Origin of the sequence: Shewanella algicola (assembly GCF_014648035.1) — a bacterium.
GTDB classification, from domain to species: domain Bacteria; phylum Pseudomonadota; class Gammaproteobacteria; order Enterobacterales; family Shewanellaceae; genus Shewanella; species Shewanella algicola.
Map to the genome: position 1 here is coordinate 73,228 of NZ_BMQI01000010.1, position 12,550 is coordinate 85,777.

The window sequence follows — 12,550 nt, forward strand, 5'->3', positions numbered from 1 at the left end:
ATTATGGAAAAAATGATTTTAAGTAAACATATTTCGGGTCAGTTTAATGCTGAGCTTGAAGATATTCGTAACCGCGTATTGGCTATGGGCGGTTTAGTTGAGCGCCAGCTAGAACAAGCATTAGATGCGCTTGCTACCTTAGATACCGAATTGGCACAAACGGTCATCAATGGCGACCACAAAGTTAACGGCATGGAAGTGTCGATTGACGAAGAGTGCACCCGTATTATTGCTAAGCGCCAACCCGCAGCAAGTGATTTGCGTATGATTATCGCCATTACAAAAACCATTGCTGATTTAGAGCGTATTGGTGATGCGTGTGTGCGTATTGCTAAAGCGGCACTTGAGAACCGCGCCAACAACCAACAGCCATTATTAGTCAGTATTGAAAACATGGGTCGCCATGCAACGCGTATGTTGCATTCAACCCTTGACGCACTGGCGCGAATGGATGCTGATCAAGCGCTTGAGCTTCATAAAGCGGATGCCAAATTAGACAAAGAATACGAAGGTATTATCCGTCAGTTAATGACTCACATGATGGAAGACCCTCGCTCAATTCCTGGTGTATTAGATGTGTTATGGGCCGCGCGCGCAGTAGAGCGTGTTGGTGACCGTTGTAAAAACATCTGTGAATATGTGATTTACTATGTAAAAGGTAAAGACGTACGCCATGTGTCGTATGAAGAAATGGAAAAAGGTCTATAACTGTTTGACAGTTAATGCCAGATTTCATCGCAACGTTATGTAGCTAAAGCCCCTTGCGAGGGGCTTTTTTGTATCCTCAGATAAGGTTTATAAGTGAGCGGTTCGATGAAACCCTCGAGTATCTTAGCGACATTTTGGGATCTAAACGGTTAAGACTCAACATATTGCAACTGATTGGACATAATGACTGATTAACAAATAGCCATTGGTTCAAATTGTCCCTACAATTTTGTTAATGTGTTATTTACAGATTTTTTTTGAGACTTGTGTCTCATTTTAAATATGGCATTGTAATTGCTGTAACTTAGTATCTACTACCTACGGCAAGATTTATGAGATGTGAAATCAATCGTTTCGACAACGTCAATAAGATTTCAGGTGAGTTCAGTGGCGCATTTGCAGATTTAGGCACCTTCCTTCCTTTAGTATTAGGTTTAATCGCCCTTAATAACTTTTCTCCTCAAGGGATATTCTTGGGGTTCGGTTTTTTTGCCTTATTTACAGCATTTTATTACCGAAGACCCATGCCAGTACAACCGATGAAGGTGATTAGCGCGTTAGTCATTGCAGAAGGCATGTCCTTCGGTATGCTCCAAGCATCGGCCATACTCATGGGGATTATCCTGCTGGTATTAGCCTATAGCGGCATTATTCAATGGATGGCCAAACAATTATCGCCAGCAATCAGTATTGGTATCCAACTCGCAATAGGACTGCAACTCATTTGGCTCGGTGGTGTTATGATGAGCGAAACCTGGTTCATAGGGTTACTTGCCTTTTGCTTATTGTTCGCTAGCCGTTATATGCCCATGCAATATTTGGTCATGCCGTTAGTGATTATCCTTGGTATTACTTGGCAATATACCAGTGGTACACCTCCTAGTTTTAATTTTACCCAAGCCAGTGCATGGCAGTTAAGTTGGCCAAATAGCAATGAATGGGGCTCCGCTGCTATGTTATTGGTATTACCGCAATTAGCCTTAACATTAACCAATGCGGTGATTGCAGTGTCGGCAATGGCTAAAGATAAGTTTCCTGAAGATGCCGCTAAATTTGAGCCGCAACAATTTGCAAAAAGTTCTGGTTGGGCTAATTTATTGCTAGCCCCCTTTGGCGCATCAGCCATGTGTCATGGCGCTGGAGGGCTTGCTGTGCAATATCACTTTGGGGCCCGCACCTGGTTAACCCCCACCATTTTTGGCAGTACATGTATACTCATTGCTATTTTTTGGGGGCAGGGCATTGCCAGTGCTTTATCATTAATTCCACTCGCTGTTTTAGGCAGTTTACTGGTAATTGCAGGCACGCAATTGGCGTGGTCAAAACGTTTTATAGATGGTAAACCTTTTTGTATTTTTGTTATTTTTTCAACGGCAATAACATGCTTATTTATCAATACTGCAGTTGGCCTGGCTGTTGGCGTGCTATTAGAATTAGGCCGCCATCAATGGTTGAACGTCGCCAATACGAATAAATAATCCTTTTGTTTGGAACTCGTTAACGGCAATACAACAAGGCCATTAACGAGTTCGAAACCATGAACAGATTTGCAGTGACTAATCAGTAAACTGTGTTAACATTTTTATCCTGTTCTTTCTTCTTTTATGTGATCAATGAAAAAAACACTTGCGCGCGGATTAACTAATTTATTGCCCATGGTACTGTCCATTTGGCTGTTTTGGTCGTTATTTATTTCTCTTGATGGACTCGGTCAATTATTGCTTGAAATTGTTGGCGTTAAGTCAGTTTTTGTCGGTGCTGGCTTTTGCTTAGTCGCGAGTTTGATTTTTGTTGCAGGGCTGCTTTTTTCAGTGAGCCCAATAGCATGGGTATATGGCTGGATTGAAAATCAGCTAATGAAGTTTCCACTATTTAAGTCGGTATATGGCAGCATTCGTGATATTGCCAGTTTGATGAGCCGTGATGGCGAACCCAAAACGCAAAAAACCGTATTAGTAAAACAAGCCAATGGTGGTTATGTTGTTGGTTTTATTATGAGCGAGTCAGCGCCTCAACCATTGGCTGACGCATTACCAGATGGCGACTGGGTGCCGGTATTATTTCAGCTCAGTTACCAAATGGCTGGGGTAACCAGTTTGGTTAAACGTGACGATCTAATTTATGTTGACTGGTCATTTGAAGATGCCATGCGCTTTAATTTAACCGCCGGGATCGCTAATATCAAAGCAGTTTAATGGGTGTTTTATTACTAAGTACTGCTGGTATCGTGATTCAATATGAGCGTTACTTACATTACCAGTATTTATCGAATTTAGTTCTAGTTACTGAATAATCGTCAAATAACAGCGTATAAACAATTGCCCCATGCGATAACAGTCATTATCCTTGGGGTAATTTTTTTGTAATAAGTGGTGCATCATGTCAACCAATCAAAACCCAAGTAAATTAGATAAAGTCTTAGCCGAAGCCAGAGACTACAAAGCTACCCGTGAAAAGGGCTACCGCGAACAAGCATTAAAACTCTACCCATGGGTTTGTGGCCGCTGCACTCGTGAATTCACCCATAAAAACTTGTCTGAATTAACAGTCCATCACCGCGATCATAACCACGACAATAATCCTTCAGACGGCACTAACTGGGAATTATTATGCTTGTACTGCCACGACAATGAACACTCACGCTTTGAAGAGTTAATCCGTTATGGCAGCACCAAAGAAGCCAAACAAGAAGCCGCCACATTCAATCCGTTTGCAGACTTAAAAGCGATGATGAAGAAGTAGGGGGGGGACCCGCGTTTGGACAACACCCACACTTCATCATTCAAATAACGCCCACTAACCGTCTTTGTTCATTCGTACTCAGATGACGCTCACTATTACGTCTTTTGCACATTCGTATTCAGATGACGCATACTACTCCGTCGTTCCGGCAATGCTGTTAAGCCGGAATCCAGGTGTTGGCTTTGGGTTTTTAGGCCCTAGGCCCTAGGCCCTAGGCCCTAGATTCTAGATTCTAGGAACTCGCAAGCTCGCCAGAGAGCGGACTTCGTCCTTCTAGAATATAAGAAACACCTGGTCCTCAATAAAAGCATTCGAGGATGACGGCATAGAGCTGTAACAAACACTGCCCACTATTCCGTCTTTGTTCATTCGTATTCAGATGACGCATACTACTCCGTCGTTCCGGCAATGCTGTTAAGCCGGAATCCAGGTGTTGGCTTTTTGCTTTTAATGCCCAAGCAAGGTCAACAGCAACAACTGGATCCCTGATACAAGCGCTCAGGGATGACGTGCGAAGAGGTAAAGCATTCGCTTTTTCTACGTCGTTCCGGCAATGCTTTTGAGCCGGAATCCAGGTGTTGGCTTTTTGCTTTTAATGCCCAAGCAAGGTCAACAGCAACACCTGGATCCCTGATACAAGCGCTCAGGGATGACGTGCGAAGAGGTAAAGCATTCGCTTTTTCTACGTCGTTCCGGCAATGCTTTTGAGCCGGAATCCAGGTGTTGGCTTTTTGCTTTTAATGCCCAAGCAAGGTCAACAGCAACAACTGGATCCCTGATACAAGCACTCAGGGATGACGTGCGAAGAGGTAAAGCATTCGCTTTTTCTACGTCGTTCCGGCAATGTTCTTAAGCCGGAATCCAGGTGTTGGCTGTTAGGTTTTTACCCCTTGTTGATACGCTTTTCAGCATCTAGCCATTTGGCCCTAGACAAGGTTTGGTTATTCGTCTCACCCAAAAACTGTTGTTTCCTGTCGGCTAACTTATCAATAATCTGTTGTTGCTGTTCATCAGAAGCGCTCGACCAAATCACAATTTCATCAATGTGGCGAAAACAGCCCATACAATAATCGTCAGCATTTAAGCCACAGCGGGCGACACAAGGCGAGTGCATAGTTTACAATTCCGGTTTGGGTGTTCAATGCCGTGCATCCTAGCATTTCAATCGCCTAAGGTTAACTGTAATACCAACATGTCAGCACTCGATTATCAACAGACGTTCAAATCACTCGACTCATTGCTTGAAGCGTTAAAACCCTTATGGCAGCTGGTGGCCTTTGAGTGTGATCACTTACCCTGGCAGCAGACATTTCCTTGTTTAGCGCAAACCGTGTGGCAATTAGACGATGCAGAATTAGATAATCTAGATGCAGACCAACATAAACTGGTACAAGCGTTATTACCCAGCCTCATAAGCGACATTAAGCAAAGTGACAACCCAAATGCTGATGAACTGATTGAACGATTAAGCTTGTTAGTCATCACTTTGCCTACAAGCTCGATTACAGCAGAAGCAACAGACCAAGAACAAGCCGGTTTAGCCCATTTTAGCGCGCATATAAAAGGGCGGAAATGGCAGCAAATAACCGCTTTTGCTGAACAAATCAATCCGCAATACCAAACGACATTAACGCCTTTACCCATACTAGAATGGTGCGCAGGCAAAGGGCATTTAGGCCGTTTAGTCGCCAAGCAACAACAAGTCTCAGTGACCAGCCTTGAATGGCAAGCCAGTTTATGCGAGCAAGGCCAAGCGTTTGCTACACAATGGCAATTGCCGCAGCGCTTTATGTGTGCCGATGCATTTGCGCCGCTTAACCCAAATGAGTCCATTTTTTATCCGCAGCAACACGCCATTGCATTACATGCCTGCGGTGATTTACATGTGCGCTTATTAAACCTTGCGACTAAAGCTAACACTCAGGCGATATCAATTTCGCCTTGCTGCTATCATTTAATCCAAGATTCACATTATCAGCCACTATCGGCTCAGGCCAAAGCTAGTCAAATTAAGCTTTCAAGGCATGACTTACAATTGCCATTACAACAAAGCGTGATTGCCAGCCCTAAACAGCAAGCACTGCGTTTACAAGAAGTGGCATGGCGATTAGGATTCGATTGCTTACAACGCCAAATACGAGGCATTGATGCCTATTTACCTGTGCCGACGATTAAACAAAGCCAGCTCAACGGTAGTTTTGCCGATTTTTGTGTATGGGCAGCAAATTACAAACAGTTAGTGCTGTCTAAAGACATCGATTTTGATGCATTTTTACAACGAGGAATCACGCGACAACGGCTAACAAAACGCATAGACTTAGTCGCGCATTTATTTCGTCGTGCACTCGAAATGTGGTTGTTACTCGACCGCGTGTGTTTTTTGCAACAACATGGATACGAAGTTTCACTGAGTGAATTTTGTCCAAACAGTGTCACACCACGAAATGCGTTTATTCAAGCAATTAAAACAGAGACTTAAGCAAGGCGAACATTATTTTTACTGTTAAGCCTTTGTTTAATAGCTTGTATTTTATTGAAGTTGATAACAATCAAAGACGTTGTTAATCAACCAGCTTAACAGTCTTGCAAAAAAGTTCTCAAATAACCCTGCTTGGCTGCGGTTTTTGATTGAATAATGAAGCCATTCTTGTTCAAATGGCGGGTTAATAACGAATAACAACTATTCTAGGGGCTTTTGGCTAACTAGAGCGAAGCGAATTATACGGTTTAATGAAATATTCACGCGTCTTTATCAATAGTCTAGCTTATGAGCTAGCACCACAAGTAGTGTCGAGTAGCGATTTAGAATCTCGCTTAGCACCGCTATATCAAAAGTTTCGCATTCCAATGGGGCAACTTGCCGCATTAACCGGAATTACCGAGCGTCGTTGGTGGCCTAAGGGTCATCGTTTATCCGACGGTGCCATTGCTGCTGCACGCAAAGCGGTTAACGAAACCGGAATTGAGGTCAGTGAGCTTGGCGCTGTGGTTTACACAGGTGTATGCCGTGACCAACACGAACCGGCTACAGCTTGTCGTATTGCGGCTGAGTTGGGCGTGTCAAAAGACACCGCAATATACGATATCAGCAATGCCTGTTTAGGTGTGTTGTCAGGTATTTTAGATATTGCAAACCGTATTGAGCTTGGTCAAATCAAAGCAGGTATGGTGGTGTCTTGTGAATCGGCGCGCGACATTGTCGATGCAACCATCGAGCACATGCTTGCTGAACCCACAATGCAAAACTTTGCCCAATCACTTGCCACTCTAACGGGGGGCTCTGGCGCGATAGCAGTGGTTTTAACCGACGGCAGCTTGCCGCTCAAAACCACGCGCCAGCATCAGTTACTCGGTGCAAGTCATTTGTCGGCACCAGAGCATCATCAGTTGTGTCAATGGGGCCTGCAAGAAGCAGGGCACTTATTGTATCGCGAGTTTATGCGTACCGACGCAGTCACCTTGCTCAAAGAAGGCGTTGAACTGGCCAAACACACCTGGGAGCATTTTTTAGCCCAGCGTGATTGGGTGGTTGAACAAGTCGATAAAGTGATTTGTCATCAGGTGGGCGCATCAAACCGTCGCCAGGTGCTTAATGCGCTTAACATCCCGCACGAAAAAGAATACCCAACTTATCAAAAGCTTGGCAACATGGGTACGGTATCGCTACCGGTAACCGCCGCCATTGCGCACGACGCTGGTTTTTTACGTGTTGGTGATCAAGTCAGCTTTTTAGGAATAGGCAGTGGCTTAAACTGCATGATGTTAGGGATTAAGTGGTAACACTGAATTTTTGCATTTCATTATAAAAATAGTTTACAGGATGCATCATGCAAGACAACTTACTGCCCTTTAAAAGTCATTATTTAGACCGTAACGGCAATAAACTGCACTACATCAACGAAGGCCAGGGTGAGCCAGTGGTGATGGTGCACGGTAATCCTAGCTGGAGCTACTACTATCGTAACCTAGTCAGTGCATTGAGCGACCAGCATCAATGCATCGTACCAGACCATATTGGTTGCGGTTATTCAGACAAACCCGATGACCCACAATACGACTACACCTTAACTCATCGTATTGGCGACCTAGAAGCCTTACTCGACAGCCTAGATGTAAAACAAAACATCACCCTAGTGGTACATGATTGGGGCGGAATGATCGGCATGGGCTTTGCAGCTCGCCATCCTGAGCGCATCAAACGTATTGTGTGTTTAAACACAGCAGCGTTTCATTTGCCTAAAACCAAGCCGTTTCCGTGGGCATTGTGGATTTGCCGCGAAACCTTACTCGGTACTTTACTGGTTCGCGGCTTAAATGCGTTTTCATCTGTTGCATCGTATGTGGGGGTTAAGCGTAAACCCATGAGTAAAGAAGTGCGCGAAGCTTATGTAGCGCCGTTTGACTCATGGAAAAACCGCATTTCGACTTTACGTTTTGTGCAAGATATTCCATTAAAGCCAGGCGATCGTAACTACGATTTAGTGACCAGTATTGGCGACAGTTTAAGTCAATTTGCGACCGTACCCACCTTGATTTGTTTTGGCTTACAAGACTTTGTATTCGACAAGTACTTTTTAACAGAGTGGCGCCAGCGTATGCCGCATGCTCAGGTGCATGAATTTGCCGACTGCGGTCATTATATTCTCGAGGACGCCAGCGACGAAGTGATAGGGCTAATAAAAGACTTTATCGCTCAAAACTAAAGATTAAAAGGCTCATTTGAGCCTTTTATTTGTTTTAACCGTCTACAATGATTGCTTATGACTCAAATATCCACTCAAGCTAATGCCAATATCTGCCAGCACCTTCAACGTGCTGCACAAAGCACGCCGACAGCACTCGCGGTTGCCGTGCAACACGCTAAACAAGGTCAGTTTAATTACCAAGAAATCGACTTTGCGAGCTTACATCAACAATCAGACATGATTGCCAAAGGCCTTATTCAATACGGCATTACCCGCGGCATGAAAGCCGTGTTAATGGTTACCCCAAGCATTGAGTTTTTCTCGTTAACGTTTGCCTTGTTCAAAGCCGGGATCATTCCTATTTTGGTTGACCCAGGCATGGGCATCAAAAACCTTAAACAGTGTTTTGAAGAGTCGCAACCCGACGCCTTTATCGGTATTCCTAAAGCGCATATTGCCAGACGTATCCTCGGCTGGGGCAAGGGCAGTGTAAAACAGGTCATTAATGTCGGCGGTTCAGGGTTACAGCGCTGGTTAGCCAACGCAACAAGCCTTGAAACCATTACCGAAATCGGCCGAAATGAAGCTTATTCCTTTGAAATGGCCTTGTTAAAACCAGATGATAAGGCCGCCATTTTGTTTACCAGTGGCAGCACGGGCACCCCAAAAGGTGTGGTGTACAGCCATGCGATGTTTGAAGCGCAAATCAGCGCATTAAAAGATGATTATGGCATTAAGCCTGGCGAGCGCGACTTAGCGACCTTTCCGCTGTTTTCATTATTTGGTCCAGCCCTTGGCATGGCCTCAATTGTGCCAGACATGGACGCCAGCAAACCCATTACCGCCAACCCTGCCAACTTATTTGCCGCTATCGAGCAATATCAATGCAGTAATATGTTTGTTAACCCAGCATTACTTGAACGCTTAGGCCAAGCTGGCGAGCAAACACAGCATACATTAAACAGTGTTAAGCGAGTGATTTCAGCAGGCGCACCCGCGACCATTAGCTCGATTAAACGTTTCAGTAAAATGCTCAACCCCGGTGTGCAAGTGCTGAACTCTTATGGCGCGACAGAGTCATTACCCATCAGTATGATTGGCAGCGACGCGCTATTTACCACAAGTGAATTGACCGACCAGGGCAAAGGCATTTGTGTCGGCAAACCGATTTCGTCGGTTAACATCAGCATTATTGCAATTAGCGATGAGCCGATGCCACGTTGGGATAACGTTACGCCGTTGGCGCCAAATCACATTGGTGAAATCGTAGTCAGTGGCCCTATGGTTAGCCAATCTTATTATCAGCGTCAACAAGCCACCAAAAATGCCAAAATTTATGACGGTGAAGTTTATCGCCATCGTATGGGCGATGTGGGTTATCTCGACGATGAAGGCTTATTGTGGATGTGTGGCCGCAAAGGGCATATTGTCGACGCTAAACGCGGCCAACAGAAGCTTAAACGCTTTTTTACTATTCCTTGTGAGCGCGTATTTAATACCCATCCGCAAGTGAAACGCTCTGCTATCGTAGGCGTTGAAGTTGCGGGCGATACAGTACCTGTGGTGTGTATTGAATTAAACAAAGATATTGTATGTTCAACCGCTAACGTACTCTATCAAGACTTGATTAAACTCGCTGAACAATATCCGCACACCGAAGGTATTAACCGCTTTTTAATTCATCCAGACTTTCCGGTCGATGTACGCCATAACGCCAAAATATTCCGTGAAAAATTAGCGGTATGGGCACAAGCTAAGTGGCGAGAGTAAGGGTTCTGCATGCAATTGACTGATTTAGCAAAACAAGAACAACACGCACTTTCGCAACTCAGCGCTAAAGTGAACAAAGTGTTTGTTACCGGCGCAGGTGGTTTTTTAGGCTTAGCGATTTGTCAGCGTTTACTTGCCGCTGGCATTAACGTGGTTGGCTTTGCCCGTGGCGATTACCCTAATCTTGTTGAACTGGGCGTTGACATGCATCGCGGAGACATCAGCGATTTTGCCAGTGTAAAACAAGTTATGCAAGGCTGTGACATGGTGTTTCATGTGGCATCAAAAGCAGGTGTGTGGGGCAGTAAACAAAGCTACTACTCACCCAATGTTGATGGCGCAGCCAATATTATCAATGCTTGCAAGGCACTTAATATTCAATCACTTGTGTATACCAGCACCCCAAGTGTCACCTTTGCCGGCGTCGATGAAAACGGCATTAATGAATCAGCCCCTTATGCCAGTGAGTATTTAAATTACTACGGCGAATCAAAAGCCCTCGCGGAACAAATGGTGCTAGCCGCCAATAGCGACAGCTTAAAAACCACAGCGTTACGCCCACACCTTATTTGGGGGCCAAACGATCCTCATTTAGTGCCGCGAGTCATTGAGCGAGCCAAAGCAGGGCGCTTAAAGCTGGTGGGTAAACAAGATAAACTGGTCGACACCATTTATGTCGACAATGCCGCTTATGCGCATATTTTGGCAGGTGTTGATTTAGTTAATCGTGCTAACAGTGCCGGTAAAGCGTACTTTTTAAGTAACGACGAGCCCATCACTATGGCCGCGATGTTAAATCAAATTTTAGCCTGTGCCGATTTAGCGCCTGTAACAAAGCGCGTGCCAGCAGGTGTAGCCTACGCTGCAGGAGTAGTGCTTGAAACCGTCTATGGTTTACTGAATAAACAGCAAGAACCTATCATGACGCGTTTTGTCGCACGGCAACTCTCGACTAGCCATTACTTTGATATCTGCGCTGTCAAGCAAGATTTAGGCTACCAGCCCCTAGTGAGCATTGAGCAGGGCATGCAGCGACTAAAGCAGTCTTTAAATGCTGGTTCAGCAATGTAACATTGTATTTACAACTCATCGCACGCTTATTTATTACCAACAACTTGGCTAACCAGCAATCCGCTGTATCTTAAACCTGACTACTGCTAAAAATGACCTAATAACAAGGTAGTTCAGGGAGAATAAATGCAGCACAGTAAACAAACTCAATGGGATAAAGCCACACTCGCCATTCATGGTGGGCATCAACGCGAAGCTTTTGGCTCGCTCACCACACCTTTATATCAAACCGCCACCTTTGTATTTGACAGCGCAGAACAAGGCGGAGCCCGTTTTGCAGGTGATGAGCAAGGCTACATCTATACCCGTTTAGGTAACCCAACCACCGCAGAATTAGAGCGAAAAATGGCGCTGTTAGAAGGCGCAGAAGATGCCGCCGCAACCGCATCTGGCATGGCTGCCGTATCAAGCGCACTGTTAACGCATTTACAAGCAGGCGACCATCTTGTTGCCTCTAAAACCGTTTATGGTTGTACATTCGCGCTCATGACCAGCCAATTAACGCGCTTAGGCATTAACTGCACATTAGTCGATTTTACTGACATGCATGCTGTAGAGGCCGCGATAAAGCCAAACACCAAAGTATTGTTCTGCGAAACCCCAGTCAATCCGCATCTACAAGTGTTTGACCTTACCGCCATGGCAAACGTCGCTAAAGCGCATAATCTTGTGTCCATAGTAGATAACACCTTTATGACCCCATTGCTGCAACAACCGCTTTCACTCGGGATCGACATGGTGATCCACAGCGCCACCAAATACTTAAACGGCCATGGCGATGTGATAGCAGGGATAGTGTGCGGCAATGCAGAACATATGCATCGATTAAAGTTTGAAATACTAAAAGATTTTGGCGGAGTTATATCACCACACGATTCTTGGTTAATCTTACGTGGGTTAAAAACCTTAGATGTGCGCTTAACCCGCCATTGCGACAATGCAGAAGTGTTAGCGGAGTATTTAGATAAACACCCTAAATTCAGGCAGGTCTTTTATCCTGGCTTAACACACCACCAGGGCCATCGCTTTATCGGCAACCAAATGAAACGCGCCGGCGGCGTTATTGCATTTGAATTAACAGGTAACAAGCAAGACGCCATCAACTTCGTCAATCGACTCCAACTATTCACCATCGCCGTAAGCCTAGGCGACGCCGAATCGCTCATCCAACACCCCGCATCCATGACCCATTCACCCTACACTCCAGAAGCCAGAGCAGAGGCAGGCATCACCGATAACTTATTGCGTATTTCGGTTGGTTTAGAAAACGTACAGGACTTAATCTCAGATATAGAACAAGCACTGCTGTAGTTAAATTATACATGCGGTACGTCAACAGTAACACCTGGATCCCAGATAACAGTGCTGGCTGGTCCGTTATTTACCCTCTGATAGACAAAAAGTGGCAAAATAATCGGAAATAGGTGTTTACCTATTCGTCATCCCTGAGATTTTTGAGCCAGGTGTTGGTCTAATATGTCATCCTCGAGTGTTTTAATTGAGAAGCCATGTGTTGCTCTATGCTGTCATTCCTGAGATTTTAGATCCCGGATTTATAAGAGTTACCGGGACGA

11 protein-coding genes are annotated in these 12,550 nt (G+C 44.9%); 10 read left to right on the forward strand and 1 reads right to left on the reverse strand.

Translation table 11 applies throughout. The features are described from left to right. Positions 1 to 3: 3 nt before the first annotated feature. The 4 genes from phoU (at position 4) to IEY42_RS06240 (ending at position 3,450) form a co-directional block, all read left to right on the forward strand. Positions 4 to 708: a phosphate signaling complex protein PhoU gene (gene phoU, locus IEY42_RS06225; RefSeq protein ID WP_188924446.1), complete on the forward strand. Its 705-nt coding sequence runs from the start codon at positions 4 to 6 to the stop codon at positions 706 to 708. Positions 709 to 1,040: 332 nt separating this feature from the next. After that, positions 1,041 to 2,186: a putative sulfate/molybdate transporter gene (locus tag IEY42_RS06230; RefSeq protein ID WP_188924447.1), complete on the forward strand. Its 1,146-nt coding sequence runs from the start codon at positions 1,041 to 1,043 to the stop codon at positions 2,184 to 2,186. A 135-nt stretch (positions 2,187 to 2,321) separates the two neighbouring features. Then, positions 2,322 to 2,903 (forward strand): DUF502 domain-containing protein, encoded by a 582-nt coding sequence (locus tag IEY42_RS06235; RefSeq protein ID WP_188924448.1) that lies wholly within the window; start codon positions 2,322 to 2,324, stop codon positions 2,901 to 2,903. Positions 2,904 to 3,087: 184 nt separating this feature from the next. Further along, positions 3,088 to 3,450 (forward strand): YajD family HNH nuclease, encoded by a 363-nt coding sequence (locus IEY42_RS06240; protein WP_188924449.1) that lies wholly within the window; start codon positions 3,088 to 3,090, stop codon positions 3,448 to 3,450. Between the two features lie 883 nt (positions 3,451 to 4,333). Here the strand turns inward: IEY42_RS06240 and IEY42_RS06245 are convergent. Then, the gene (locus IEY42_RS06245; RefSeq protein WP_188924450.1) at positions 4,334 to 4,564 is read right to left on the reverse strand and encodes a DUF1289 domain-containing protein; all 231 of its coding nucleotides are present in this window, start codon (positions 4,562 to 4,564) and stop codon (positions 4,334 to 4,336) included. A gap of 27 nt (positions 4,565 to 4,591) precedes the next feature. Here IEY42_RS06245 and IEY42_RS06250 point away from each other — a divergent pair, with 27 nt between their 5' ends. The 6 genes from IEY42_RS06250 to megL all read left to right on the forward strand — a co-directional run bounded on the left by IEY42_RS06250 (position 4,592) and on the right by megL (position 12,287). Then, entirely contained in the window at positions 4,592 to 5,929 is a 1,338-nt protein-coding gene (locus tag IEY42_RS06250) for a methyltransferase (RefSeq protein WP_373292790.1), read from the forward strand. Between the two features lie 251 nt (positions 5,930 to 6,180). Beyond that, the gene (locus tag IEY42_RS06255) at positions 6,181 to 7,230 is read left to right on the forward strand and encodes a 3-oxoacyl-ACP synthase III (RefSeq protein WP_188924451.1); all 1,050 of its coding nucleotides are present in this window, start codon (positions 6,181 to 6,183) and stop codon (positions 7,228 to 7,230) included. A gap of 47 nt (positions 7,231 to 7,277) precedes the next feature. Next, positions 7,278 to 8,153 (forward strand): alpha/beta fold hydrolase, encoded by an 876-nt coding sequence (locus tag IEY42_RS06260; RefSeq protein WP_188924452.1) that lies wholly within the window; start codon positions 7,278 to 7,280, stop codon positions 8,151 to 8,153. Positions 8,154 to 8,210: 57 nt separating this feature from the next. Beyond that, positions 8,211 to 9,905, forward strand: a complete 1,695-nt coding sequence (oleC, locus tag IEY42_RS06265) for an olefin beta-lactone synthetase (RefSeq protein ID WP_188924453.1) — start codon at positions 8,211 to 8,213, stop codon at positions 9,903 to 9,905. 9 nt (positions 9,906 to 9,914) lie between these two features. Next, a complete protein-coding gene (gene oleD / locus IEY42_RS06270; RefSeq protein WP_188924454.1) occupies positions 9,915 to 10,976 on the forward strand; it encodes a 2-alkyl-3-oxoalkanoate reductase in 1,062 nt (353 codons plus the stop codon). A gap of 126 nt (positions 10,977 to 11,102) precedes the next feature. Then, positions 11,103 to 12,287: a methionine gamma-lyase gene (megL, locus tag IEY42_RS06275; protein WP_188924455.1), complete on the forward strand. Its 1,185-nt coding sequence runs from the start codon at positions 11,103 to 11,105 to the stop codon at positions 12,285 to 12,287. Positions 12,288 to 12,550: the final 263 nt, after the last annotated feature.

Bases quoted from the DNA above. Each gene is read 5' to 3' on its own strand.
- phoU (WP_188924446.1), top strand. From the start codon at position 4: ATGGAAAAAATGATTTTAAGTAAACATATTTCGGGTCAGTTTAATGCT.
- IEY42_RS06230 (WP_188924447.1), top strand. From the start codon at position 1,041: ATGAGATGTGAAATCAATCGTTTCGACAACGTCAATAAGATTTCAGGT.
- IEY42_RS06235 (WP_188924448.1), top strand. From the start codon at position 2,322: ATGAAAAAAACACTTGCGCGCGGATTAACTAATTTATTGCCCATGGTA.
- IEY42_RS06240 (WP_188924449.1), top strand. From the start codon at position 3,088: ATGTCAACCAATCAAAACCCAAGTAAATTAGATAAAGTCTTAGCCGAA.
- IEY42_RS06245 (WP_188924450.1), bottom strand. From the start codon at position 4,564: ATGCACTCGCCTTGTGTCGCCCGCTGTGGCTTAAATGCTGACGATTAT.
- IEY42_RS06250 (WP_373292790.1), top strand. From the start codon at position 4,592: ATGCCGTGCATCCTAGCATTTCAATCGCCTAAGGTTAACTGTAATACC.
- IEY42_RS06255 (WP_188924451.1), top strand. From the start codon at position 6,181: ATGAAATATTCACGCGTCTTTATCAATAGTCTAGCTTATGAGCTAGCA.
- IEY42_RS06260 (WP_188924452.1), top strand. From the start codon at position 7,278: ATGCAAGACAACTTACTGCCCTTTAAAAGTCATTATTTAGACCGTAAC.
- oleC (WP_188924453.1), top strand. From the start codon at position 8,211: ATGACTCAAATATCCACTCAAGCTAATGCCAATATCTGCCAGCACCTT.
- oleD (WP_188924454.1), top strand. From the start codon at position 9,915: ATGCAATTGACTGATTTAGCAAAACAAGAACAACACGCACTTTCGCAA.
- megL (WP_188924455.1), top strand. From the start codon at position 11,103: ATGCAGCACAGTAAACAAACTCAATGGGATAAAGCCACACTCGCCATT.